21 protein-coding genes are annotated in these 24355 nt (G+C 70.0%); 3 read left to right on the top strand and 18 right to left on the bottom strand.

The annotated features are described in order from the left end of the window. Positions 1-5: 5 nt before the first annotated feature. Together BLT28_RS25605 and BLT28_RS25610 are read left to right on the top strand one after the other, a co-directional pair. The gene (locus tag BLT28_RS25605; RefSeq protein ID WP_030427343.1) at positions 6-1883 is read left to right on the top strand and encodes a 2-oxoacid:acceptor oxidoreductase subunit alpha; all 1878 of its coding nucleotides are present in this window, start codon (positions 6-8) and stop codon (positions 1881-1883) included. Further along, complete coding sequence (locus BLT28_RS25610; protein WP_030427342.1) at positions 1880-2950, top strand: 2-oxoacid:ferredoxin oxidoreductase subunit beta; 1071 nt, start codon at positions 1880-1882, stop codon at positions 2948-2950. Before BLT28_RS25605 ends, BLT28_RS25610 begins: the two co-directional genes overlap by 4 nt. Positions 2951-3011: 61 nt before the next feature. Here the strand turns inward: BLT28_RS25610 and BLT28_RS25615 are convergent, their stop codons facing one another. After that, a complete protein-coding gene (locus BLT28_RS25615; protein ID WP_030427341.1) occupies positions 3012-4373 on the bottom strand; it encodes a hypothetical protein in 1362 nt (453 codons plus the stop codon). Positions 4374-4453: 80 nt separating this feature from the next. Between BLT28_RS25615 and rarD the strand changes: the two genes are divergently transcribed. Then, the gene (rarD, locus tag BLT28_RS25620) at positions 4454-5455 is read left to right on the top strand and encodes an EamA family transporter RarD (protein WP_231950419.1); all 1002 of its coding nucleotides are present in this window, start codon (positions 4454-4456) and stop codon (positions 5453-5455) included. On the opposite strand, the gene BLT28_RS25625 is transcribed toward rarD, so the two are convergent. The 17 genes from BLT28_RS25625 to BLT28_RS25705 all read right to left on the bottom strand — a co-directional run bounded on the left by BLT28_RS25625 (position 5456) and on the right by BLT28_RS25705 (position 24200). Further along, the gene (locus BLT28_RS25625) at positions 5456-6478 is read right to left on the bottom strand and encodes a polyprenyl synthetase family protein (RefSeq protein ID WP_081900022.1); all 1023 of its coding nucleotides are present in this window, start codon (positions 6476-6478) and stop codon (positions 5456-5458) included. It lies immediately after the preceding gene. A gap of 149 nt (positions 6479-6627) precedes the next feature. Continuing rightward, a complete protein-coding gene (gene nuoN / locus BLT28_RS25630; RefSeq protein ID WP_030427338.1) occupies positions 6628-8181 on the bottom strand; it encodes an NADH-quinone oxidoreductase subunit NuoN in 1554 nt (517 codons plus the stop codon). A gap of 13 nt (positions 8182-8194) precedes the next feature. Further along, positions 8195-9781: an NADH-quinone oxidoreductase subunit M gene (locus BLT28_RS25635; RefSeq protein ID WP_030427337.1), complete on the bottom strand. Its 1587-nt coding sequence runs from the start codon at positions 9779-9781 to the stop codon at positions 8195-8197. Continuing rightward, positions 9778-11742 carry an NADH-quinone oxidoreductase subunit L gene (nuoL, locus tag BLT28_RS25640; RefSeq protein WP_030427336.1) on the bottom strand — a complete coding sequence of 655 codons (1965 nt, stop codon included), beginning with the start codon at positions 11740-11742 and terminating at the stop codon, positions 9778-9780. Before nuoL ends, BLT28_RS25635 begins: the two co-directional genes overlap by 4 nt. 10 nt (positions 11743-11752) lie before the next feature. Then, complete coding sequence (nuoK, locus tag BLT28_RS25645; protein WP_030427335.1) at positions 11753-12052, bottom strand: NADH-quinone oxidoreductase subunit NuoK; 300 nt, start codon at positions 12050-12052, stop codon at positions 11753-11755. Further along, complete coding sequence (locus tag BLT28_RS25650) at positions 12049-12882, bottom strand: NADH-quinone oxidoreductase subunit J (protein WP_030427334.1); 834 nt, start codon at positions 12880-12882, stop codon at positions 12049-12051. Before BLT28_RS25650 ends, nuoK begins: the two co-directional genes overlap by 4 nt. Then, positions 12879-13427, bottom strand: a complete 549-nt coding sequence (gene nuoI, locus BLT28_RS25655; protein WP_030427333.1) for an NADH-quinone oxidoreductase subunit NuoI — start codon at positions 13425-13427, stop codon at positions 12879-12881. Before nuoI ends, BLT28_RS25650 begins: the two co-directional genes overlap by 4 nt. Further along, complete coding sequence (gene nuoH / locus BLT28_RS25660) at positions 13414-14790, bottom strand: NADH-quinone oxidoreductase subunit NuoH (protein WP_030427332.1); 1377 nt, start codon at positions 14788-14790, stop codon at positions 13414-13416. The genes nuoI and nuoH overlap by 14 nt, the downstream gene beginning before the upstream one ends. Then, the gene (locus tag BLT28_RS25665; protein WP_030427331.1) at positions 14787-17252 is read right to left on the bottom strand and encodes an NADH-quinone oxidoreductase subunit G; all 2466 of its coding nucleotides are present in this window, start codon (positions 17250-17252) and stop codon (positions 14787-14789) included. Before BLT28_RS25665 ends, nuoH begins: the two co-directional genes overlap by 4 nt. Further along, on the bottom strand, positions 17249-18550 hold the full coding sequence (nuoF, locus tag BLT28_RS25670; protein ID WP_030427330.1) for an NADH-quinone oxidoreductase subunit NuoF: 1302 nt from the start codon (positions 18548-18550) through the stop codon (positions 17249-17251). The genes BLT28_RS25665 and nuoF overlap by 4 nt, the downstream gene beginning before the upstream one ends. Positions 18551-18557: 7 nt before the next feature. Next, complete coding sequence (nuoE, locus tag BLT28_RS25675; protein WP_052406880.1) at positions 18558-19280, bottom strand: NADH-quinone oxidoreductase subunit NuoE; 723 nt, start codon at positions 19278-19280, stop codon at positions 18558-18560. A gap of 26 nt (positions 19281-19306) precedes the next feature. Next, complete coding sequence (locus BLT28_RS25680; protein WP_030427328.1) at positions 19307-20629, bottom strand: NADH-quinone oxidoreductase subunit D; 1323 nt, start codon at positions 20627-20629, stop codon at positions 19307-19309. Then, the gene (locus BLT28_RS25685; RefSeq protein WP_030427327.1) at positions 20626-21378 is read right to left on the bottom strand and encodes an NADH-quinone oxidoreductase subunit C; all 753 of its coding nucleotides are present in this window, start codon (positions 21376-21378) and stop codon (positions 20626-20628) included. The genes BLT28_RS25680 and BLT28_RS25685 overlap by 4 nt, the downstream gene beginning before the upstream one ends. Positions 21379-21383: 5 nt before the next feature. Next, positions 21384-21935, bottom strand: a complete 552-nt coding sequence (locus BLT28_RS25690) for a NuoB/complex I 20 kDa subunit family protein (RefSeq protein ID WP_030427326.1) — start codon at positions 21933-21935, stop codon at positions 21384-21386. Between the two features lie 3 nt (positions 21936-21938). Continuing rightward, positions 21939-22304, bottom strand: coding sequence for an NADH-quinone oxidoreductase subunit A (locus BLT28_RS25695; RefSeq protein ID WP_030427325.1), 366 nt, complete (start codon positions 22302-22304; stop codon positions 21939-21941). 222 nt (positions 22305-22526) lie between these two features. Continuing rightward, positions 22527-23228 (bottom strand): ESX secretion-associated protein EspG, encoded by a 702-nt coding sequence (locus BLT28_RS25700; protein ID WP_162184792.1) that lies wholly within the window; start codon positions 23226-23228, stop codon positions 22527-22529. 201 nt (positions 23229-23429) lie between these two features. Beyond that, the gene (locus BLT28_RS25705) at positions 23430-24200 is read right to left on the bottom strand and encodes an ESX secretion-associated protein EspG (RefSeq protein ID WP_030427323.1); all 771 of its coding nucleotides are present in this window, start codon (positions 24198-24200) and stop codon (positions 23430-23432) included. Between the last annotated feature and the right edge of the window lie 155 nt (positions 24201-24355).

Here is a 24355-nt window from a genome sequence, read left to right on the forward strand (position 1 = left end):
ACCCTATGAGCGTCAGCACCCCGGGACGCGAAACCGAGATCCGCAAGCTCGACCGCGTCGTCATCCGGTTCGCAGGTGACTCCGGCGACGGCATGCAGCTGACCGGTGACCGGTTCACCTCGGAGGCGGCCGCGTTCGGCAACGACCTCGCGACGCTGCCCAACTTCCCGGCGGAGATCCGGGCGCCAGCGGGGACCCTGCCCGGCGTGTCCAGCTTCCAGCTGCACTTCGCCGACTACGACATCCTCACCCCCGGCGACCGGCCCGACGTGCTGGTGGCGATGAACCCCGCGGCGCTCAAGGCGAACATCGCCGACCTGCCGCCCGGCGGCATCCTGATCGTCAACACCGACGAGTTCTCCAAGCGCGCCCTGTCCAAGGTCGGCTACGGCTCCGACCCGCTCGAGGACGGCTCGCTGGAGGAGTTCCAGGTGCACAAGGTCGCGATGGCGACCCTGACCCGCAGCGCGCTGGAGCCGACCGGCCTGTCCAAGAAGGACGCCGAGCGGGCCAAGAACATGTTCGCGCTCGGCCTGCTGTCCTGGATGTACCACCGGCCGACCGAGGGCACCGAGCGCTTCCTGCGGGAGAAGTTCGCCAAGAAGCCCGACATCGCCGAGGCCAACGTGCTGGCCTTCCGCACCGGGTGGAACTACGGCGAGACCACCGAGGCCTTCGCGGTCACCTACGAGGTCGCCCCCGCCAAGCTGAACCCGGGCACCTACCGCCAGATCACCGGCAACACCGCGCTGGCGTACGGGATCGTGGCCGCGGGGCAGCGCTCCGAGCTGCCGGTGTTCCTGGGCACCTACCCGATCACCCCGGCCTCGGACATCCTGCACGAGCTGTCCAAGCACAAGAACTTCGGCGTGACGACCTTCCAGGCGGAGGACGAGATCGCCGCCATCGGCGCCGCGCTCGGGGCCTCCTACGGCGGGGCGCTCGGCGTCACCACCACCTCGGGCCCCGGTGTCGCGCTGAAGTCGGAGACCATCGGCCTGGCGGTGATGACGGAGCTGCCGCTGCTGGTCGTCGCCGTGCAGCGCGGTGGCCCCTCCACCGGTCTGCCGACCAAGACCGAGCAGGCCGACCTGCTGCAGGCGATGTTCGGCCGCAACGGCGAGGCGCCGCTGCCGGTGATCGCGCCGTCCACCCCGGCGGACTGCTTCGCGGCGACGCTGGAGGCGGCGAAGATCGCGCTGACCTACCGCACGCCGGTGATGCTGCTCTCCGACGGCTACATCGCCAACGGTTCCGAGCCGTGGCTGATCCCGACCACGGCGGACCTGCCCGACCTGCGGGTGGAGTTCGCCGCCGAGCCCAACGCACCGGACGGCTCCGGCGAGTTCTGGCCGTACGTGCGCGATCCGGAGACGCTGGCGCGCGCGTGGGCGGTGCCGGGCACCCCCGGGTTGGAGCACCGGATCGGCGGTCTGGAGAAGGCCGACGGCAAGGGCAACATCTCCTACGACCCGGACAACCACGACAAGATGGTCCGGCTGCGCCAGGCCAAGATCGACGGCGTCGCGGTCCCGGACATCGAGGTCGAGGACCCGAGCGGCGCGGCCGACGTGCTCGTGCTGGGCTGGGGCTCCACCTATGGTCCGATCGGCGCCGCGTGCCGCCGGGTCCGCAGGCAGGGCATGAAGATCGCGCACGCGCACCTGCGGCACCTCAACCCGTTCCCCGGCAACCTCGGCGAGGTCCTGCGCGGCTACCGCAAGGTCGTCGTGCCGGAGATGAACCTCGGCCAGCTCGCGTTGCTGCTGCGGGCCAAGTACCTGGTGGACGTCATCAGCCACACCAAGGTCTCCGGGCTGCCGTACAAGGCCGAAGAGCTGCAGGACGTGTTCATCGAGATCGTGCAGGGGGTTCAGGCATGACGATCGAGCTGGGTCTTCCCACGATCGGTGGCCTGGAGGGCGTTCCGACCACCGACGAGAAGCAGACCGCCAAGGACTACAAGTCCGACCAGGAGGTCCGCTGGTGCCCCGGCTGCGGGGACTACATCATCCTCAACGCGGTGCAGAGCTTCATGCCCGAACTGGGCCTGAAGCGGGAGAACGTCGTCTTCGTCTCCGGCATCGGCTGTTCCTCGCGGTTCCCGTACTACATGAACACCTACGGCGTGCACTCCATCCACGGGCGTGCCCCGGCGATCGCGACCGGTCTCGCGACCGCGCGGCCGGACCTGTCGGTGTGGGTGGTCACCGGTGACGGCGACGCGCTGTCCATCGGCGGCAACCACCTGATCCACATGCTGCGCCGCAACGTGAACCTGAAGGTCCTGTTGTTCAACAACCGGATCTACGGGCTCACCAAGGGCCAGTACTCGCCGACCTCGGAGGTCGGCAAGGTCACCAAGTCCACCCCGATGGGCTCGCTCGACCACCCGTTCAACCCGATCTCGCTGGCCATCGGCGCCGAGGCCACCTTCGTGGCGCGGGCGATGGACTCCGACCGCAAGGGCGTCACCGAGGTGCTGCGCGCGGCTGCCCAGCACCGGGGCACCGCGGTGGTGGAGATCTACCAGAACTGCCCGATCTTCAACGACGGCGCGTTCGACGTGCTCAAGGAGCCGGGCGAGCGGGAGCGGCGGATCATCCCGCTGGCCCACGGCGAGCCGATCCGGTTCGGCGCCGACGGCGAGTACGGCGTGGTCCGGGACGCGAAGACCGGCGCGTTCGCGGTGCGCAAGGTCGCCGAGGTCGGCGAGGACGCGCTCGTGGTGCACGACGCGACGCTGGAGGACCCGTCCTACGCGTTCGCGCTGTCCCGCCTGGGTGGTCAGGACCTGGAGCACACGGTGACCGGTGTGTTCCGGCAGGTGCAGCGGCCGACCTACGACGACCTGGCCCGCGAGCAGGTCGCCTCGGCCAAGGAGGCCAAGCCTGCCGACCTGGACGCGCTGCTGCGCGGCAAGGACACCTGGACGGTCATCGCGGACTGACCGCGCTCGGACGACGACAAGGGCCCCGCTCGGCGTGAGCGGGGCCCTTGTCGTTGTGGCGTCAGTTCCCGGGGTGGTTGCCGTTCGGAGAGGCCGGGGCGCTGTCGGGGTCCACAACGGGTTCGAACAGCGAACGGGTGCGGTCCGGCTGGGCGGGCTGCTGCTCCTGGAGCTTGCGGAGTTCGGCCTCACGCCGGTTCGCCTCCGCGCGCAGGGCCTCGGCGCGGTCCGGCTCGGCGGGCAGAGCCTGCGTGGGCTGCGGCTGCGCCTCGGTACTGGGCTCCTGGGACCGCGGGTCCTCGTGGGGCTGAGCTTCCTGCTGGGCCACGGTCGGCTGCGCCGGAGTGGCCGGCTCCGGGGCGACTTCCGGCTGCACGGCGGTCGGCTGCGCGTCGGTCGGCTGGGGCGCCGCTTCCGGCTCGACGATGCGTCCCGCGGCGGAGCCCCGGCTGAGGGCGACCTGGCGCTGTGGAGGCTCGGGCTCCGGGGCCTGCTGGTGGGCGGCCGGGAGTGCGGCCTGCTCGCGCTGCGCGAACTCGTCCACCTCGGCGCGCTCCGGCTCGCAGTCGGCGGCGGGGCTCTGGGCAGCACCCGCGTTCGGGTCGTCCACGTCGACGTCGTCGGCGGCGTCCCCGGCGGGCTTGGCGGAGTCGGGGTAGCCACCACGCCACTCCACCCTGGGGATCAGAGCGGTCGGCGTGTGGTCGGCCAGCTCCATCTCCATCGGGTCGACCTCGGGCGGAGCGGTCGGCTGGGTGGAGCGCGGGGCCGCGCTGGGCCGGGGCCGCTCGGCGTGCTCGTCGGCGGCACCGGCCGCGCGCAGCTCCTGCTGGATGGCGGCCTGGCTGATGCCCATGGGCGGCGTGGTGGCCTCGAAGAACAGCGGCTCCTGCTCCTGCTCGGCATTCGCGGCGGCCTCTGCCTGCTCGGCCTCGCGCTGGCGCTGGAGCTGCTCCAGGTACTCGGTGGGCGCGGGCGGGATGTCGGACAGCGTCGGCGTGGGCTCGCGACGGTCGACCTTGGCGGTCGGCATGTCGATGCGGGCCGTCTCGTCGTGCGCGGGCTCCGGCTGCACCGGCTCGGCGTCGGCGTCGGCGGCCTCGGCGCGGACCTCCTCCGGCTGCACGGGCGGCGCGGGCTCGACGACCTGGGTCGGCACCGGGTCGGCGAAGACGGGGTCGACCAGCTGTTGCTCGACCGGCTCCGGCCGCTGCGGCAGCGGCGGCGGCGGCGCGTTGTACACCGGCGGGCGCAGAGAGGACGCGGCGTTCTTGGCTCTCGCCAGTTCGACGCGGACGAGCTTGTCCTCCAGCTCGGCGAGTCTGCGGTGGGCGGGCCGGACGAACAGCAGCCAGGTGACTCCGGCTCCGACCAGGAACGCGAGCAGGCTGTACAGCCACACCTGCCCGAACAGGGACGACACCGCCTGGGACCTCCTCACCGTGTGATGAACGCGTCTGTCTCGCTCATCGCGCCCAGCGTAAACTCATTCGGGTGCCATCGATGACCACCTCAGCGGACTCGATGGCCGTTCCACCCTCCCCAAGGCCCTCCGGGACCGCCTCCGGACTCGCGTTCGGCGTGGGCGCCTACACGCTGTGGGGCCTCTTCCCGATCTTCTGGCCCCTGCTCGGACCTGCGGGCTCGGTGGAGATCCTGGCTCATCGCATCGCCTGGACCATGGTCTTCCTCCTCGGCGGGCTGCTGCTGTTCGGCCGCTGGGCGCAGCTGCGCGGCCTGTCGGCGCGCTCCTGGTGGCTGGTGTCCGCGGCGGCGGTGCTGATTGCGATCAACTGGGGAACATACATCTACGGAGTGACATCCGGTCAGGTGACCGAGACAGCGCTCGGTTACTTCATCAACCCGCTGGTGAGCGTGGTGCTCGGGGTAGCGGTCCTGAACGAGCGGTTGCGCCCCGCCCAGTGGACCGCGGTGGTCGTCGCCGCCGTCGCCGTGGTCGTGCTGACCATGAAGTCCGCGTCGGTGCCGGTGATCGCGCTGGTGCTCGCCACGTCCTTCGGGGTCTACGGCCTGATCAAGAAGACGGTGCCGATGGACTCGGCGACGAGCCTGACCGCGGAGAGCGTCGTGCTGGGCCCGATCGCCGCCGGTTACCTGATCTGGCTGGGCGTCGCGGGCACGGGGACGTTCGGCCAGCACGGGTTCTGGCACGCGGTGCTGCTGATCTCCGCGGGTCCGGTGACGATCGTGCCGTTGCTGATGTTCGGCGCGTCGGCGCAGCGGCTGCGGCTGGTCACCCTCGGCGCCCTGCAGTACCTCGCGCCGATCCTGCAGTTCGCGTGGGGCCTGTTCGTCCTGCACGAGCCGATGCCGCCGGAGCGCTGGCTCGGCTTCGGGCTGGTCTGGGCGGCACTGGCGCTGTTCACCGTGGACGGCGCGCTCGCGGCGCACCGGAGCAGGCGCAGGATCGCCCGCTACGAGAGCACAGTGGTACCCGAGGCGGTCGTCATCGAGGTCCCCGAGGAGACCGCCCAGACCAAGTAGCTACTTGCTGCGGTCCACCACGTAGTCGGCCAGCCCCTCCAGCGCCGTCTTGGCCGGACACGCGGGCAGGTAGGCCAGCTCGGCCCTGGCCTCGTCGGCGTAGCCGAAGAGGGTCTTCCTGGCGCGTTCGAGCCCTTCGGACTCGCGCAGCAGCTCCAGGGCCTCGGTCACCAGGTGGTCCTCGGTGATCGGGGCGGCCAGCAGCTCCCGCAGGCGCTCACCGCGCGGACCCTGCTCCTCCAGCGCGTAGAGCATCGGCAGCGTCTTGACGCCCTCGCGCAGGTCGGTTCCCGGGGTCTTGCCGGACGCGGACGAGGGCGAGGCGATGTCGATGATGTCGTCGGAGATCTGGAACGCGGTGCCGATGATCTCGCCGTAGCGCTGCAGCGCCACGATCGTCTTCTCGTCGGCGCCGGAGAACATCGCCCCGTAGCGGCCGGCGGTGGCGATCAGCGAGCCGGTCTTCTCGGCGATCACCTTCAGGTAGTGCTCGACCAGGTCCTGCCCCGGCTTCGGGCCGACCGTCTCGCGCATCTGGCCGGTGACGAGCTCACCGAACGTCACCGCGATGATCTCCGCGGCCTCCGTGCCGAGGCCGGCGACCAGCTTGGAGGCGTGCGCGAACAGGAAGTCACCGGTGAGGATCGCGACCGCGTTGTCCCAGCGGGCGTTGGCGCTGACGGCCCCGCGGCGCATCGTCGCCTCGTCCATCACGTCGTCGTGGTACAGCGTCGCGAGGTGGATCAGCTCCACCACGGCCGCCGCGGTCACCACGTCGTCCTGGTCGGCGTCGCCGAAGTTGGCCGCGAGCAGGGTGAACAGCGGACGGATGCGCTTGCCCCCCGCCTCGACGAGGTGCAGCGACGCCTCGGTGACGAACTCGAAGTCGCTCTGCACGACTGTGTGCAGCAGCCGTTCCACCCGCTCCAGACCGACCTGTACTGACGCGGCGAGCCCGGGGTCGGTCAGCACCGAACTGGCGTCCCGGTCCCGGCCGAGGCGGGCGTGCTCACTCGTGGTCACAACCGAAGCCTACGTAGCGGGGCTCGACCCGTGGCACCCACGGGCACATAACGCGGTATGACTTCCCCAACACGGGCGAAACAAGCAGGGAATTGGCGTGAAAAAGCCCGCGGACGAACGGGCGTCCGCGGGCTCCTCCAGGGATTCGGCTAGGAGACGAACGCCCCCACGACCGACCAGTCCAGCACGGCCGAGGGGAACACCCCGAGCAGGACGGTCACGGCGACACCGAGAGCGATGGTGATGGTGGTGGGCACGCCCGGCAGGCTCACCGTCGGGCCGTCCTCCTCCGGCTCGCGCATGTACATCAGCACGATGATCCGCAGGTAGAAGAACGCGGCGACGGCACTGGCCAGCAGCGCGATCACCACCAGCGGGGCCATGCCGTCGGCGAGCGCGGCCGAGAACACCACGAACTTGCCGACGAAGCCGCTGGTGAACGGGATACCGGCGAGGGCGAGCAGCAGCACCGTGAAGATGCCGGCCACCACCGGGGAGCGCTTGGCGAGACCGGCCCAGGAGCTGATCTGCGTCGCCTCCCCGTTCGCGTCGCGGACCAGGCTGATCACCGCGAACACCGACAGCGTGGTGAAGCCGTAGGTGAGCAGGTAGAACAGCGTGGCAGCACGGCCCTCTTCGGTGAGCGCGATCGACCCGATCAGCAGGAAGCCCGCGTGCGCCACCGAGGAGTAAGCGACCATCCGCTTGATGTCGGTCTGGGTCAGGCCCAGGACCGCGCCGATCAGCATGGAGACGATGGCGACGCCCCAGAGCACGCCGCGCCACTCCCAGCTGGTCGTCTCGAAGGCCACCGAGAACACCCGCAGGATGCCGCCGAAGGCCGCGACCTTGGTGCACGCGCCCATGAACGCGGTGACCGGGGTCGGGGCGCCCTGGTAGACGTCCGGGGACCAGGTGTGGAACGGACCGACCGCCGCCTTGAACAGCAGGCCCACCACGAGCAGGCCGATACCGGCGAACAGCAGCGTGTCGGAGCGGTCGGAACCACCTGCCGCCTGGGCGATCGCGGAGAGCTTGATCGACCCCGCGTAGCCGTAGAGCAGCGCCAGCCCGTAGAGGAAGAACGCCGAGGCGAAGGCGCCGAGCAGGAAGTACTTGACCGCCGCCTCCTGCGAGATGAGGCGGCGACGGCGGGCGAGGCCGCACATCAGGTACAGCGGCAGGCTCAGCACCTCGAGGGCGATGAACATGGTCAGCAGGTCGTTGGACGCCGTGAAGACCATCATGCCGCCGAGCGAGAACAGCGCCAGCGGGAAGACCTCGGTCTGCATGACCGCGGTGGCCTGCGCGCGGTCCTGGATGGTGCCGGGCCGGATCGCGGCGTCGGCGGCGAAGGCGCCACCGGGCTCGACCCTGCGGTCGGCCATCAGGAACACCGAGCCGAGGCCGAGGATCAGCAGCGTCGCCCAGAGGAACAGGGCGGGCTTGTCCACGGCCAGGGAGCCGGCCAGCGTGGTGACCCCGGTCGCCGGGGCGTCACCGAGGTAGACCAGCAGCGCGGCGCCCGCACCGGCGAGGGTGAGCACGCTGAGCCCGAACTGGGCGGCCCAGCGCGCCGACCGCGGCAGGAACGCCTCGAACAGCACGGAAACGCAGGCGGCGCCGAGCACGATCAGGACCGGCGCGATCGCCGGGAAGTCCAGGTCGGGCACCTGGACCTGCTCGACCTGGGCGAGGAGCATCGGGACGTTCACGTCACTTGTTGCCTTCCTGCGCGACAACCGGGTCGGTCACGCCGGCCTCGGTCATCGTCGCCGTGACGGACGGGGTGATCACGTCCAGGACCGGCTTCGGGTAGACGCCGAGGCCGATGATCAGTGCCACCAGGGGGGCCAGCACGATCAGCTCGCGGCGGGAGAGGTCGGCGATCTTGGACTTGAAGGTTTCCGACTCCGGGTCGGTCGCCGAACCCGGGCCGCCTGCCAGGCCGACCAGCGCGGTCCCGCGCACCGGGCCCTGCATGACCTGCTGGTAGGCCCGCAGCACGTACAGCGCGGCGAGCACCATGCCGACCGAGGCCAGGACGGTGAACACCGGCTCGTTCGGGAAGGACCCGACCAGCACCAGGAACTCGCTCACGAAGGAGTTCGTCCCGGGCAGCGCCAGCGAGGACAGACCGGCCACCAGGAACAGCCCGCCCAGCACCGGGGTCAGCTTGGCCATGCCGCCGTAGTCGGCGAACTCGCGGGAGCCACCGCGCGCCATCACCATGCCGACGACCAGGAAGAGCATGCCGGTGGAGATGCCGTGGTTGACCATGTACAGCACCGAGCCGGAGATCGACTGGCTGCTGAACGCGTAGATGCCCAGCGCGATGAAGCCGAAGTGGGCGATCGAGGTGAAGGCCACGAACCGCTTCATGTCGCTCTGGCCGAAGGCCAGGAAGGCGCCGTAGAGGATGCCGATCACGGCGAGCACCAGGACCAGCGGCGCGAGCTGCTTGCTGGCCTCGGGGAACAGCGAGAGGCCGTAGCGCAGGAAGCCGAAGGTGCCGACCTTGTCCAGCACGCCGACGAGCAGCACACCGACGCCGACCGGGGCCTCCGCGGCCGAGTCGGGCAGCCAGGTGTGCAGCGGGACCAGCGGCGCCTTGATGGCGAAGGCCACGAAAAAGCCGAGGAACAGCCAGAACTGCGCGGTCGGCGAGAGGTCCCTGGTGACCTCGGCGAGCTTCGCCCACTCGAACGTGCCCTTGCCGAGCACGTCGGCGCTGGCCACGTACACGCCGATGACCGACGCGAGCATGATCAGACCGCCGAGCAGCGAGTACAGGAAGAACTTCATCGCCGCGTAGGTCCTGCGCGGCCCGCCGAAGCGGCCGATCAGGAAGTACGCCGGGATGAGCATCGCCTCGAAGAAGACGTAGAACAGGAAGACGTCCGTGGCGGCGAAGACGCCGACCATGAAGGTCTCCATCACCAGGACCAGCGAGAGGAACCCGCCGAGGGTGCGGCCCTCCGGCAGCTTCTCCTCCCAGGACGCGCCGATCACGATCGGCACCAGGAAGGCGATCAGCGCGATCATCACCAGGGCGATGCCGTCCACGCCGAGCGCGAAGCTGACCCCGAACTGCGGGATCCACTCCACCGAGGTGGTCAGCTGCAGCCGGGCGCCGTTCGCGTCGAAGGCGATCCAGGCGAACACCGCGAGGACCAGCTCCGCGAGGGAGAAGCCGAGCGCGGTCAGCCGGGCCAGCCGGTCGTTGTTGCGCAGCAGCGCAACCGCGACACCGCCGACCAGGGGCAGCAGAAGGAGTGCGGGCAGGAGGAGTGCGCTGCTCACGCGAACCTCACCACCAGCATGGCCGCGATCACGAGGACCGAACCTCCAAGCATGCTCAGGGCGTAGGAGCGCACGAACCCGGTCTGGGTCCGGCGCAGCACGCCGGAGCCGCCGCCGAGCACCGTGGCGGTGCCGGTGACGATCCCGTCGACGCCCTTGTTGTCCACCACCAGGAAGGCCCTGGTGAGCAGCAGGCTCGGCTTGACGACGAGCCAGTCGTTCAGCGCGTTGGTGTACAGGTCGGCGCGGGCCGCCCGCACCGGCCAGGACGCGGCGGGCCGCTCGACCGGGACGCGGACCGACTTGCGGCCGAAGATCAGCCAGGCGACGAGCGCGCCGAGCGCGGACAGCGCCACCGTCAGGACCGGCACCACCGAGTGCGGCAGCACGCCGTGCTCGGCGGTCTGCAGCTCACCCAGCGACGGGGCCAGCCAGTCGGACAGCAGGCCGCCGTTGCTGAGCAGGAAGCCCGCGAACACCGAGCCGAAGGCCAGGATGATCATCGGGACGGTCATCGACTTCGGCGACTCGTGCGGGTGGTAGTCCCTGCCGTCCGCGGACTTCAGGTTCTCCCAGCGCTTCTCGCCGAAGAAGACCAGCAGCATCAGGCGGGTCATGTAGAAGGCCGTCAGCGCGGCACCGAACACAGCCGCACCGCCGAAGACCCAGCCGCGCCAGCCCTCCTGGCCGAAGGCCGCCTCGATGATGGCGTCCTTGGAGTAGAAGCCGGACAGGAACGGGAAGCCGATCAGCGCAAGGTAGCCCAGGCCCCAGGTGACGAAGGTGATCGGCATCTTCCTGGCGAGGCCGCCCATCCGCCGGATGTTGCCCTCGTCGTTCATCCCGTGCATCACCGAACCGGCGCCGAGGAACAGCCCGGCCTTGAAGAAGCCGTGGGTGAGCAGGTGCATGATGCCCAGCGCGTAGCCGAACGGGCCGAGGCCGACGGCCAGGATCATGTAGCCGATCTGGCTGACCGTGGAGTACGCCAGCACCTTCTTGAAGTCGTCGTAGGCGCAGCCGATCACGCACCCGATCAGCAGCGTGATCGCGCCGATGATCGTGACGACCAGGCGGCCGTCCGGGGTGAGGTCGTAGATCGGGTTGGCCCGGGCGATCAGGTAGACGCCCGCGGTGACCATGGTGGCGGCGTGGATGAGGGCGGAGACCGGGGTCGGGCCCTCCATCGCGTCCGGGAGCCACGCCTGCAGCGGGAACTGGCCGGACTTGCCGCAGGCACCGAGCAGCAGCATCAGCGCGATCGCCAGGACCACGCCGCCGGAGAGCTCCCCGGCCCGCTCGAAGACCTCGGTGTACTGGGTGGTGCCCAGGTTGGCGAACATCAGGAAGATCGCGATGGCCAGGCCGACGTCACCGACCCGGTTCATCAGGAACGCCTTCTTGGCCGCCTCGGCCGCGGACGGCTTGTACTGCCAGAAGGAGATCAGCAGGTACGAGGCGAGACCGACGCCCTCCCAGCCCAGGTACAGCGTCACGAAGCTGTTGCCCAGCACCAGGATCAGCATGGCGCCGACGAACAGGTTCAGGTAGGCGAAGAACTTCCGCCGGTTCTCGTCGTGGCTCATGTAGCCGATCGAGTAGATGTGGATCAGCGAACCCACACCGGTGATCAGCAGCACGAACGTGACCGACAGCGGGTCGAGCCGGAGGCCGAAGTCGACCTTGAGCGCCTCGACCGGGATCCACGAGAACAGGCTCACCTCGCGGACCCGCTGCTCGGGGTCGAGCCCGAGAACGGAGAAGAACAGCGCGAGGCCGTAGCCGAACGCCGCGATCACCATCGCGCTGCCGAGCAGGTGGCCCCATCGGTCGGTGCGGCGCCCGCCGATCAGCAGGATCGCCGCGCCGAGCAGGGGCAGGGCCACCAGCAGCCACGCGTACTGCGCGATGCCCTGGGCGGCCAGCACCTTCGCGGGCTCGGCGAGATACGTACTCGTCACCTCTGGCCCCTCAGTACTTCAGCAGGTTCGCGTCGTCGACCGAGGCCGAGCGGCGCGTCCGGAAGATGGACATGATGATCGCGAGACCGACCACGACCTCAGCGGCGGCGACGACCATCACGAAGAACGCCATCACCTGGCCGTCCAGGCCGCCGTTGATCCTGGCGAAGGTGACCAGCGTCAGGTTCACCGCGTTGAGCATCAGCTCCACGCACATGAAGACCACGATGGCGTTGCGCCGGACCAGCACGCCGACCGCGCCGATGGTGAACAGCAGCGCCGACAGCAGCAGGTAGTAGGTGGGGGTCACTTGTCGCCCTCCTTACCGGTGAGTGCGTGCGCGTCGGGGCCGGGGACGGTGCCGGCGACCTCGGCCACGTCGGCCTCCAGGGTCTTGCGGGAGGTGGCCTCGATGAGCTCGGAGACCGACTCCGGGGCGACCGAGCCGTCCGGCAGCAGCGCGGGCGTCGCGACCGAGTTGGCGGTGGCGAAGACGCCGGGGCCGGGCAGCGGCGAGACGCGGTCGTGCTCGCCGCGCAGGCGCATCTCGACCATCTCGCGCTGGGTCTTGCGCTCGGTGTGCCTGCGGTCGACGAAGGCCAGCACCATGGCGCCGAGAGCCGCGGTGATCAGCAGCGCCGAGGTCAGCTCGAACGGGAACACGTAGTCGGTGAAGACCGCGCGCCCGATGTTGCCGACGTTGCCGCCGCCCGTGGTGTTCGCCTCGGCCAGACCGCGGGCGGGCACGTCGGTGAGCGCCCTGGCCAGCGCGGTGACCATCAGCACGCCGAAGCCGATGCCGAACAGGGCCGCGGCGAAGCGCTGACCGCGCAGCACCTCGACCACCGAGTCCGAGGCGTCCCTGCCGACCATCATCAGCACGAACAGGAACAGCATCATGATCGCGCCGGTGTAGACGATGATCTGCACGAACCCGAGGAACGGGGCCTGCTGGACCATGTAGAGCACGCCCAGGCCGAGCATGGTCAGCACCAGCCACAGCGCGGAGTGCACCGCGTTGCGGGAGAACAGCATGCCGAGCGCGCCGGCGAGGGCGAGCGGGCCGAGGACCCAGAACGCGATCGCCTCACCCGTGGTGACCTCGCCGCCGGTCTGGGCGAGCAGAAGCGCGGTGTTCACGCCTTGGCCCCCTCGCCGCCGTCGGTGGCCGGCTGCTGGCGGGCCAGTGCCGGGCCGTTGACGTAGTAGTCGGTCTCGTTCTCACCGAGGCGCATCGGGTGCGGCGGCTGCTCCATGCCGGGCAGCAGCGGCGCCATCAGCTGTTCCTTGGTGTAGATCAGGTTCTGCCTGTTGTCGTCGGCCAGCTCGTACTCGTTGGTCATGGTGAGCGAGCGGGTCGGGCAGGCCTCGATGCACAGGCCGCAGCCGATGCACCGGAGGTAGTTGATCTGGTAGTCCTTGCCGTAGCGCTCACCGGGCGAGTAGCGCTCGTCCTCGGTGTTGTCGCCGCCCTCGACGAAGATCGCGTCCGCCGGGCAGGCCCACGCGCACAGCTCGCAGCCGACGCACTTCTCCAGCCCGTCCGGGTGCCGGTTGAGCTGGTGCCGACCGTGGTAGCGCGGCGCGGTGACCTTCTTGACCTCGGGGTACTCCTCGGTGACGACCTTCTTGAACATGGTTCCGAAGGTCACGCCGAAGCCCTTGACGGGATCAAACATCCCCATCGCTGGCCTCCTTGTCCTTACCCTTGGCCGACTCGGAGTCGCTGCCCGCGGGGGTCGCGTCGGGAACGTTCGGGGAGTGCTGCTTGCCGGTGATCTCACCGCTGGAGCCCGCACCGACGGTGGCCGCGACCGGGGCGGCGGCCTTGCGCTTGGGCGGCTTCGGCACGCTCAGGTCCAGCGGCGGCACCGGGAACCCGCTGTGCGCCATGGGAATCCGCGGTCCCTCGTCGACCTGGCGGTCGGGGATGAGGAAGGCGACGACCAGCAGCACCACCAGCACGCCGCCGCCGATCATCAGCACCTGCTGCGGGGTGACGCCCTGGTTGCGGATGGTCTTGATGGTCGCCACGGCGACGATCCAGACCAGGCTGAACGGCACCAGGAACTTCCAGCCCAGCTTCATGAACTGGTCGTAGCGGTAGCGCGGCAGCGTGCCGCGCAGCCAGATGAAGCCGAACAGGAAGGTCAGCGTCTTGAGCAGGAACCAGACCAGGCCCAGCCAGCCGTCGTCGATCCACGGCACCAGCGTCGCCAGGCCGAACGGCGCGTGCCAGCCGCCGAGGAACAGGGTGGTGGCCAGCGCGGAGACGGTGACCATGTTGATGTACTCGGCGAGGAAGAACAGCGCGAACTTCAGCGAGGAGTACTCGGTGTGGAAGCCACCGACCAGCTCCGACTCGGCCTCGGGGAGGTCGAAGGGCGCGCGGTTGGTCTCACCGACCATGGAGATCACGTAGATCACGAAGCTGACCGGCAGCAGCAGCGCGAACCAGCCGTTGGCGTGCTGCGCGTCCACGATGCCCGCGGTGGACATCGTCCCGGAGTACATGATCACCGCGACGATGGACAGCCCCATCGCGATCTCGTAGGAGATCACCTGCGCCGCCGAGCGCAGCGAGCCCAGCAGCGGGTACGGCGAACCGGAGGACCAGCCCGCGAGCACGATGCCGTAGACGCCGAGCGAGGAGCAGGCGAGCACCACCAGCACGCCGACCGGCAGGTCGACCAGCTGCAGCGCGGTCTGGTGGCCGAAGAGGCTGACCTCGCCGCCGAGCGGGATGACCGAGAACGCCAGGAAGGCGGGGACGCAGGAGATCACCGGCGCCAGGAAGAACACCCACTTGTCGGCCAGCACGGGCCGGATGTCTTCCTTGAACGCCAGCTTCAGGCCGTCCGCGAGGGACTGCAGCCAGCCGCCGGGGCCGACCCGGTTCGGGCCGGGGCGCTGCTGCATCCGCCCGACGACCTTGCGCTCCCAGTTGATCATGAACAGGGTGAGCAGGACGAGCAGGGCGAAGATGCCGACGACCTTGATGATCGTGATCCAGATCGGGTCGTCCGCGAGGAGTTCAGGAGTACTCACGCGTTCCCTCCGTCAGCAACCGTCACGGTCACGACCGCGCCGTGGCCCGCGCCGAGGGTGCGGCGCACGGTGGAGGACCCGGAGTTGCCGGGCAGCCACACCACGCCGTCGGGCAGGTCGGCGACCGCCAGCGGCAGCGTGATCGCGCCGCGCTCGGTGCGCACCGTGACCTCGGTCCCGTCCGTGGCGCCGAGCTTGGCCGCGGACTCCGCCGACAGGCGGGCGACCACCGGCCGCGCGGTACCGGCCAGGTTCGGCTCGCCGTCCTGGAGCCGGCCGTTGTCGAGCATGCGGGTCCAGCTGGCCAGCACCATCCGGCCGCCGTCCGCCTTCGAGGCGCCGTTGCTCGCCACGCTGGGCGCGGCGGGCCGGGCACCCCGGTACTCACCGAGGCGGGCCAGGTCACCGGCCGCGGCGGCCGGGGTCTGGGTGAACAGGTCCGCGTCCATCTCCACCGCGAGGGTGTCCAGGACCCGGCAGTCGGGCACCACGTTCGGCACCTCGAGGCCCGGCTCGAAGGACCGGCGACGGCCCTCCCAGTTCAGGTAGCTGCCACCGCGCTCGACGGCCGCGGCCACCGGCAGCACCACGTCGGCGCGCGCGGTCACCGCGGACTCGCGCAGTTCGAGCGAGACCAGGAAACCGACCCGGTCCAGCACCTTCTCCGCGAGCGCGGGGTCCGGCAGGTCGTCGGGGTCCACACCGCCGACGACCAGCGCCGAGAGGTCGCCGATCAGGGCGGCGTTGAGGATGCCGTCCAGGTCGCGACCGGGCGTGGCGGGCAGCGCGCCGGACTCCAGGCCCCACGCCAGCTCGACTTCGGCGCGCGCGGCGGCGTCGGTCACCGGGCGACCGCCCGGCAGCAGCGTCGGCACCGCGCCGACCTCGACCGCGCCCCGCTCACCGGCGCGGCGCGGGATCCAGGCCAGCTTGGCGCCGGTGGTCTCGGCGAGCCGGGTGACCGCGGAGAACAGGCCGGGGACCTCGGCGGCGCGGACGCCGACCAGGATCACCGCGTTGTCCGAGCCCAGCGCCTCGCGGACGTCGGCGCCGTCGGCGTGCGTGCCGAGCGCGTCGACCGCGGCGGCCTCCGCACCCGGGGTGCAGGCCAGCAGCTGGCCGAAGCTCTTGCGCACGCTGGAGGTCGTGTACTGGCCGAGGTGGAAGACCTTGGTCTTGTTCTTGCGGACCGCCTTGCGCAGCCGCAGGAACAGGATTCCGGCCTCCTCCTCGGGCTCCAGGGCCACGCAGAGCACCGCGGGTGCCTGCTCGATGCCCTGGTAGGTCACGCCGTTGTCCGGCGTGGTGCCCACGACGCGCGCCGCGAGGAAGTCCAGCTCCTCCGCGGAGTGCGGGCGGGACCGGAAGTCGATGTCGTTGGTGCGCAAGGCGACCCGGGCGAACTTCGAGTACGCGTAGGCGTCCTCGACGGTCAGCCGGCCACCGGGCAGCACGCCGACGCCGCCGTTGTCGCGGGCCTTGGCCAGCCCCTCGGCCGCGACGCGCAGCGCCTCGGTCCAGGAGCTCTCACGCAGCTCGCCGGTCTCCGCGTCGCGCACCAGCGGACGGGTGATCCGGTCCGGCTGGGTGGCGTAGGTGAAGGCGAAGCGGCCCTTGTCGCACAGCCACTCCTCGTTCACCTCCGGGTCCTCACCGGCGAGGCGGCGCTGCACCTTGCCGCGGCGGGTGTCCACGCGGGTCGCGCAGCCGCCCGCGCAGTGCTCGCACACACCCGGCTTGGAGACCAGGTCGAACGGGCGGGAGCGGAAGCGGTACGCGGCGCTGGTGAGCGCGCCGACCGGGCAGATCTGGATGGTGTTGCCGGAGAAGTAGCTCTGGAACGGCTTGTCGTCGGCGACACCGATCTGCTGCATCGCGCCGCGCTCGAGCAGGTCGATGAACGGGTCACCGGCGATCTGCTCGGAGAAGCGGGTGCAGCGCTGGCAGAGCACGCAGCGCTCGCGGTCCAGCAGCACCTGGGTGGAGATCGGGATCGGCTTGACGAAGGTCCGCTTCTTCTCCTCGAAGCGGGAGTCCGTGCGGCCGTGCTTGAGCGCCTGGTTCTGCAGCGGGCACTCGCCGCCCTTGTCGCAGATCGGGCAGTCCAGCGGGTGGTTGATCAGCAGCAGCTCCATCACGCCCTGCTGCGCCTTGTCGGCGACCGGCGAGGTGAGCTGCGTCTTGACCACCATGCCGTCGGCGACGGTCATCGTGCAGGACGCCTGCGGCTTCGGCATGGGCCTGCCGCCCATCTCCACCTCGACCAGGCACTGGCGGCAGGCACCCGCCGGTTCGAGGAGGGGGTGGTCGCAGAACCGCGGGATCACGGTGCCGAGGCGCTCGGCCGTGCGGATCAGCAGTTCGCCCTTGGGCGCGATGACGTCGACACCGTCGATCGTCAGGCGCACGTGGCCTTCAGGTACCGGCGGCAGGTCCTGGTTCTTCTCAGGAGCCGTGGTCATGAGCTTGCTCCCGCCAGCTCGGGCTGCGCAGAAGCGTTCTGCTGCTGGCACAGCTCAAGGAACTCGTGCTTGAAGTACTTGATGGCACTGGTGATCGGACTCGTCGCACCGTCGCCGAGCGCGCAGAAGGACCGGCCGAGGATGTTGTCGCAGATGTCGAGCAACGTCTCGATGTCCGAGGGCGAGCCCTCACCGCGCACCATGCGCTGCAGGATCTGCGTCAGCCAGAACGTGCCCTCGCGGCACGGGGTGCACTTGCCGCAGGACTCGTGCTTGTAGAACTCGGTCCACTTCATGACCGCCCACGGCACGGACACGGTCTCGTTGAAGATCTGCAGCGCCGTGGTGCCCAGCATCGAGCCCGCCTGCGCGCAGCCCTCGAAGTCCAGCGGGACGTCCAGGTGCTCGGCGGTGAACAGCGGGGTGGACGAGCCGCCCGGGGTCCAGAACTTCAGCGGGATGCCGTCCTTCATGCCGCCGGCCATGTCCAGCAGCTCGCGCAGCGTGATGCCCATCGGGGCCTCGTACTGGCCGGGCTTCTCCACGTGGCCGGAGAGCGAGAAGATCTTCGGCCCCGGGGACTTCTCCCGCCCCATCGCCCGGAACCAGTCGGAACCGCCGTTGACGATGTAGGGAACCGACGCGATGGTCTCCACGTTGTTCACCACGGTGGGCGAGGCGTAGAGACCGGCGGTCGCCGGGAAGGGGGGCTTCAACCGGGGCTGGCCGCGACGCCCTTCGAGGGAGTCCAGCAGCGCGGTCTCCTCACCGCAGATGTACGCGCCGGCGCCGGCGTGCACGACGAGGTCGAGGTCGAAGCCCGAACCGAGGATGTTCTTGCCGAGGTACCCGGCGGCGTAGGCCTCCTGGACCGCGGCGTTGAGGCGGCGGATGCAGTGCAGGACCTCACCGCGCACGTAGATCGCGCAGAAGTTCGCGCGGATCGCGTACGAGGTGATGATGCAGCCCTCGATCAGCGAGTGCGGGTCCGCCATCATCAGCGGGATGTCCTTGCAGGTGCCCGGCTCGCCCTCGTCGGCGTTGATCACCAGGTAGTGCGGCTTGCCGTCGCCCTGCGGGATGAAGCTCCACTTGAGGCCGGTGGGGAAGCCCGCACCGCCGCGGCCGCGCAGGCCGGAGGCCTTGACCAGTTCGATCAGCTGGTCCGGGTGCGCCTTGAGCGCCTTGGGCAGGGCGGTGTAGCCCTCCAGCTGCTCGTAGGTGTGCCGGGTCCAGGAGTTCGGCGACAGCCAGCGCTTGGTCAGCACCGGTGTCAGGACGTGGTTGTTGTCGCTCATCGCGCCCTCACTTCTTTTCCGGCAGCGCGGGCAGCGGCGCGTCGTCGGGCATGGACGGCGCGGTCCAGCCGCGCTCCTGGGCGAGCTTGGCGCCCCGCACGGTCTCGATCGACGCGGACGGACCGTCGTTGTCGCCGTCGCGACCCTCGAAGAAGCCGGCCAGCTGCAGCTCGGCCTGCTTGAAGTCGGTCAGCGGAGCACCGCGGGTGGGGGCGGGCCTCTCCCCGTTGCGCAGCTTCTCGACCAGCTCGGAGGCGGACTCCGGGGTCTGGTTGTCGAAGAACTCGTAGTTCACCTGGAGCACCGGGCCGAGGTCGCAGGCCGCGAGGCACTCGGCGTGCTCCAGCGTGATCGAGCCGGGGGTGCCGGGCTCGCCCGCGGTCTCCTCGTGGCCCAGCGGCTTGCCGTCGCTGCCCAGCTGCTCGCGCAGCTTCGCGTAGATGGCGTCACCACCGAGCGCGGCGCAGAGGGTGTTGGTGCAGACGCTCACCAGGTGCTCGCCGCACGGGCGGCGCTTGTACATGGTGTAGAACGTCGCGACCGCGCTGACCTCGGCGGTGGTCAGGTCCAGCTGGGCGGCGCAGAACGCGATGCCCGCCTGGCTGACGTGGCCCTCCACCGACTGCACCAGGTGCAGCATGGGCAGCAGCGCCGACCGCGCGACCGGGTAGCGCGCGATGATCTGCCGCGCCTTCTCCACGATGTCCGCGCCGAACACGCTGATGTCCACAGTGGACTGCTCAGGCTGAGTAGTTGTCACCGGTCCACACCACCCATCACCGGGTCGATCGAGGCAACCGCCGCGATGACGTCGGCGACCATGCCGCCCTCGCTCATCGCGGGCATCGACTGGAGGTTCACGAAGCTTGGTTCGCGCACGTGGACGCGCAGTGGCCTGGTGCCGCCGTCGGAGACGAGGTGGTAGCCCAGCTCGCCGCGCGGGGACTCGATCGGCACGTAGACCTGGCCCGGCGGCACGTCGAAGCCCTCGGTCACCAGCTTGAAGTGGTGGATCAGCGATTCCATCGACTGACCCATGATCTTGCGGACGTGCTCCAGCGAGTTGCCCATGCCGTCGGCGCCGATGGTCAGCTGCGCGGGCCAGGCGATCTTGGCGTCCTCCACCATGACCGGGCCGGGCTCCAGCTTGTCCAGGCACTGCCGGACGATCTTGAGCGACTCGTGGATCTCGGCGAGCCGGATCTTGTACCGCGCGTAGCAGTCGCCGGCCGTCTCGGTCGGGACGTCGAACTCGTACTCCTCGTAGCCGCAGTACGGCTCGACCTTGCGCAGGTCCCACGGCAGGCCCGCGGAGCGCAGGATCGGGCCGGTGAGGCCGAGCTGCAGGCAGCCGTCCAGCGGCACGTACCCGATGCCCTGCAGCCGGTTCTTCCAGATCGGCTGGCCGGTGAGCAGCTTGTCGTACTGCGGCAGGCGGGAGTCCATGACCTTGATGAAGTCGCGGATCTTCTGCTCGTAGCCCTGGGGCAGGTCCTGGGCGACACCGCCGGGCCGGATGAACGCGTGGTTCATCCGCAGGCCGGTCAGGAACTCCAGGAGGTGCAGGACCTCCTCGCGCTCGCGGAAACCGGCGGTCATACCGGTCAGCGCGCCCAGCTCCATACCGCCGGTGGCCAGGCAGACCAGGTGCGAGCTGATGCGGTTGAGCTCCATCAGCAGCACGCGGATCACCTGGGCGCGGCGCGGGGCCTCGATGCCGAGCAGCTTCTCGACCGCCATGCAGTAGGCGGCCTCGTTGTGCAGCGGCGCCAGGTAGTCCATCCGCGTCACGAAGGTGACGCCCTGGGTCCAGGTGCGGTACTCGGTGTTCTTCTCGATACCGGTGTGCAGGTAGCCGATGACCGCGCGGCCCTGGGTGACGATCTCGCCCTCCAGCTCCAGCACCAGGCGGAGCACGCCGTGCGTGGAGGGGTGCTGCGGCCCCATGTTGATGACGACGCGCTCGTCGTGCGTGGCGTCGGAGAGGACGTCGTCCCAGTCGCCGCCGCTGACCGTGTAGACCCGGCCCTCGGTGGTCTCGCGGGAGTCCGCGTAAGCGTCGTGGGTGCCGGTGGTCATGAGTAGGACCTCCGCTGGTCCGGCGGAGGGATCTCCGCGCCCTTGTACTCGACCGGGATGCCGCCGAGCGGGTAATCCTTGCGCTGGGGGTGACCGTCCCAGTCGTCCGGCATGAGGATGCGGGTGAGCGCGGGGTGGCCGTCGTAGACGATGCCGAACATGTCCCACGCCTCCCGCTCCTGCCAGTCGGCGGTCGGGTAGACGCCGACGACGCTCGGGATGTGCGCGTCGTCGATGTCGACCGCGACCTCCAGGCGGATGCGGCGCCGGTAGGTCATCGAGGTCAGGTGGTAGACCGAGTGCAGCCGCTGCGGCACGTCCACGCCGTAGTCGACGCCCGACACCGAGCTGCACAGCTCGAAGCGCAGGGCGGCGTCGTCGCGGAGCAGGGTGCACAGCTCGACCAGGTTCTCGCGGCGCACGTAGAACGTGATCTCGCCGCGGTCCACGGTGATCTGCTGCACGGCCTCGGCGGGCACGCCGCGCTCGGCCATGGCCGCGGCCAGCTCGTCGACGAACTCGTCGAACCAGCCGCCGTAAGGGCGCTCGGCCGGGGCGGGCACGTGGGCGGGCAGCCGCAGGCCGCCGAAACCGGAGGTGTCGCCGGAGCCGCTGATGCCGAACATGCCGCTGCGGGAGCGACCGGCGACGACCCCGCCGCGGTCTGCGTGCTCACCGAACACGGCGGGCTGAGCGGCAGCCTGGTCGGCGTCGTAGCCGCCCGCGGGCTTGTCGTCCGCGCTACTCATCTCGCTCACTTCTTCTTCGCGTAGCGGACCGAGGACGGGATCAGCTCGGTGCGGTGGCCTGCCTCGGCCAGCAGCGCGGCCCGCTTGGGCCCGAGCGGCTCGTCCATGATCTTGGCGTGGATCTTGAGGATCGCGTCGATCAGCATCTCCGGCCGGGGCGGGCAGCCGGGCAGGTACATGTCGACCGGGACAACGTGGTCGACGCCCTGCACCACGGCGTAGTTGTTGAACATGCCGCCGGAGGAGGCGCAGACGCCCATCGCGAGCACCCAGCGGGGCTCGGGCATCTGGTCGTAGATCTGCCGCAGCACCGGGGCCATCTTGTTGCTGACCCGCCCGGCCACGATCATCAGGTCGGCCTGCCGCGGCGAGGCGCGGAAGACCTCCATGCCGAAGCGCGCCAGGTCGTACCTGGGCGCACCGGTGGTCATCATCTCGATCGCGCAGCACGCCAGGCCGAAGGTGGCGGGCCACAGCGAGGACTTGCGGGTCCAGTTGACCAGCTTCTCGACGCTGGCCAGCAGGACGCCGTTGGGGAGCTTCTCTTCAAGACCCATTGCTCAGCTCCAGTCCAGGCCGCCGCGGCGCCACACGTATGCGTAGGCGAACCCGACGGTCGCGATGAACAGGGCGATCTCCACCAGGCCGAACATGCCCAGGGCGTCCGCGGAGACCGCGAACGGGTAGAGGAACACCATTTCGATGTCGAACAAGATGAACAACATCGCCGTCAGGTAGTACGCGACGGGCATTCGACCGCCGCCGACGACCGGCTGGGGCGAGGGCTCGATCCCGCACTCGTAGGCGTCCAGCTTGGCCTTGTTGTACCGGCGGGGACCGATGTACGGCGCCGCCGTGACCGAGAAGACCGCGAAGCCCGCGGCCAGGACGAACATGAGTACGAGGGGGATGTAAGGCTGGAGCACTCTCTCCGCCGTCCTTTCCTCATCCGCGCTCGTCAACAGCCCTGTCAGGCCGCTGCCAGGGGCACTCTAAGGGGGTCTCTGAACCGCTTCTGTAGTTAGGCGCACCTAACCTGTGATGCGCTTGTGAACCGCTTCACAAGACCCTCGCGCAGGAGTGTAAGACGTCACAACCACGCCTGCCGGACGGGGGCGGGAGCGCTGCGCCGAGCAGCCGAGAGCGCGCTAGGCGAACAGGGCGCGGAGCTGGGCGAGCAGCGCGGCGGGCGCGGCAGGGGCCAGGGCCAGCTGGCCGTCGGCCGTGGTGATCGAGTAGCGGCCCGCGGGCGTGTCGAGCCAGGTCACGGGCACCTCGGAGACACGGCTGCCGGTGCGGTCCGGGGTGCGGGAGACCGAGGTGGCCCTGCCGAAGGCGGTCGCCGTGGAGTACACCGCGAAGAACTCGGTGTTGCCGGAGACCGCACCGGAGTCCTCGGAGTCGTCAGCGGCGCTCCGGGGCTCCGGCACGAGGGCCGCGGCACGGGCCGGGATCACGGCCATGGCGCTCTCGGCGGCCCGCTCGGGGTCGATCCAGCTCAGCTCGACGGCGTCGCCGCGCAGGACCGCGCGCAGCCCCTCCGCCCCGCGCCGGAAGCAGCCGACGCGGGTCTGCCCCGGCTCGTCGGCGTAGACCAGGGCCAGTTCGTCGTCGAAGTCGGCGATCACCCGCAGCGCTGCGGCCAGCTCGGGCCCCACGTGGACGTCACCGCCACCGAGGCCGTGCTCGCCCAGCCAGTCCCTGGTGCGCTCCTCGGCGTCCTCCGCCGAGTGTCCGAGCACCACCAGCGGGAACGGCATGACGCCGAGCCCGAGCAGGTTCCAGCAGGTCTCGTAGACCGGCGCCGGAACCGGCGGCAGGCTCACACGACGCAGTGCGGAAATGGACACGTTGGCACCCCAGCCTCGGGCTCGGACTCGCGGTTGCTCGACCCGGTTGCTCGACGACCTCGCAGAACACGGGAATCGTTCCCGCATCGACATACCGAAGGGAATGCAACCGTGGGCGGGCTCGCCACACAAGCACCGAGAACCGATCGGGCGAATCCCCTACCCGCTACTTGGGTAAGTGCCGGAATCGGCGCTCTTCGACTAGGAGAAAGGGCCGCTGAGCAGGCCGGAGAGATGCTGGGAAACAGTTCCGGAACACGCTGCCGACAGCGACATCCAGCCGTCGGAGTGCGTGATGGCGTAGCGGCCCTCCGGCGTGTCCAGCCAGGTCACGGGCGACTGCGCGACGAGTTTGCAACTGCGCGGGTTCGACGGGCGCAATGCGCTGGCCTGTCCCACTGCGGTTGCGGTCGCATAAATGTCCAGGAAGCGTTCCGTGTCCGCCCGACCCGCGTCGGCGATCACGCCGGAGCGTTCCCAGTGCCGTCCGGCGCGGGCGAGATCGTTCGCCGCCACGCGCACCGGGGAGGCAGTTCCCGGCCCGTATTCCGGCACGACCGCGAGCGCGCTCGAGGCCAGCAGGTCGTTCTCGATCCATTCCAGTTCGACCGTGTCCGCCCGCAGCACCGCGCGCAGCGACCGGCCGCCCCGAGCGAACCCGCCGATGCGCGTCTGCACGTCGTGCTCGGTGTAGACGACGGCGAGCTCCATGTCGAAGTCGGCGATCGTGCGCAGCGCCTCGGTCAGCTCGGGACCGATGTGGTTCTCGTCACCGAGGCCGTGCTCGCGCAGCCAGTGCGCGGCGCGCGCCTCGACCGCGCTGTGGTCGTCGGGGTCCGTCGAGGTGCGCAGCACCACGAGCGGGAACGGCATCACGCCCAGTCCGAGCCGCGCCCAGCACACCTCGTAGACCGGCGCGGGAATCGCGGGCAGCGCGGTCCGGACAGGCAACGTCCAGGAAGTGCTCGTCATGGCACTCAGCACAGTGACCTTCTCCAGGCTCGACTACGTCGCGTGGGAATTAACTACCACGCCAATCGTCGAGCGCCCTCATATCGTTTCAGGATCCGATTCACACGAATGACCCCTGGTGACGCGGCCATACGGCCGCGACCAGGGGGAACACC

The sequence above is a fragment of the Allokutzneria albata genome (assembly GCF_900103775.1).
Taxonomy (GTDB): Bacteria; Actinomycetota; Actinomycetes; order Mycobacteriales; family Pseudonocardiaceae; genus Allokutzneria; species Allokutzneria albata.

Coding starts and splice junctions, on each gene's coding strand:
- BLT28_RS25610 (WP_030427342.1), top strand. CDS start 1,880: ATGACGATCGAGCTGGGTCTTCCCACGATCGGTGGCCTGGAGGGCGTT.
- BLT28_RS25690 (WP_030427326.1), bottom strand. CDS start 21,935: ATGGGTCTTGAAGAGAAGCTCCCCAACGGCGTCCTGCTGGCCAGCGTC.
- BLT28_RS25605 (WP_030427343.1), top strand. CDS start 6: ATGAGCGTCAGCACCCCGGGACGCGAAACCGAGATCCGCAAGCTCGAC.
- nuoN (WP_030427338.1), bottom strand. CDS start 8,181: ATGCTCCTCGCCCAGGTCGAGCAGGTCCAGGTGCCCGACCTGGACTTC.
- rarD (WP_231950419.1), top strand. CDS start 4,454: ATGACCACCTCAGCGGACTCGATGGCCGTTCCACCCTCCCCAAGGCCC.
- BLT28_RS25705 (WP_030427323.1), bottom strand. CDS start 24,200: ATGACGAGCACTTCCTGGACGTTGCCTGTCCGGACCGCGCTGCCCGCG.
- BLT28_RS25685 (WP_030427327.1), bottom strand. CDS start 21,378: ATGAGTAGCGCGGACGACAAGCCCGCGGGCGGCTACGACGCCGACCAG.
- nuoF (WP_030427330.1), bottom strand. CDS start 18,550: ATGAGCGACAACAACCACGTCCTGACACCGGTGCTGACCAAGCGCTGG.
- nuoI (WP_030427333.1), bottom strand. CDS start 13,427: ATGGGGATGTTTGATCCCGTCAAGGGCTTCGGCGTGACCTTCGGAACC.
- BLT28_RS25680 (WP_030427328.1), bottom strand. CDS start 20,629: ATGACCACCGGCACCCACGACGCTTACGCGGACTCCCGCGAGACCACC.
- BLT28_RS25665 (WP_030427331.1), bottom strand. CDS start 17,252: ATGACCACGGCTCCTGAGAAGAACCAGGACCTGCCGCCGGTACCTGAA.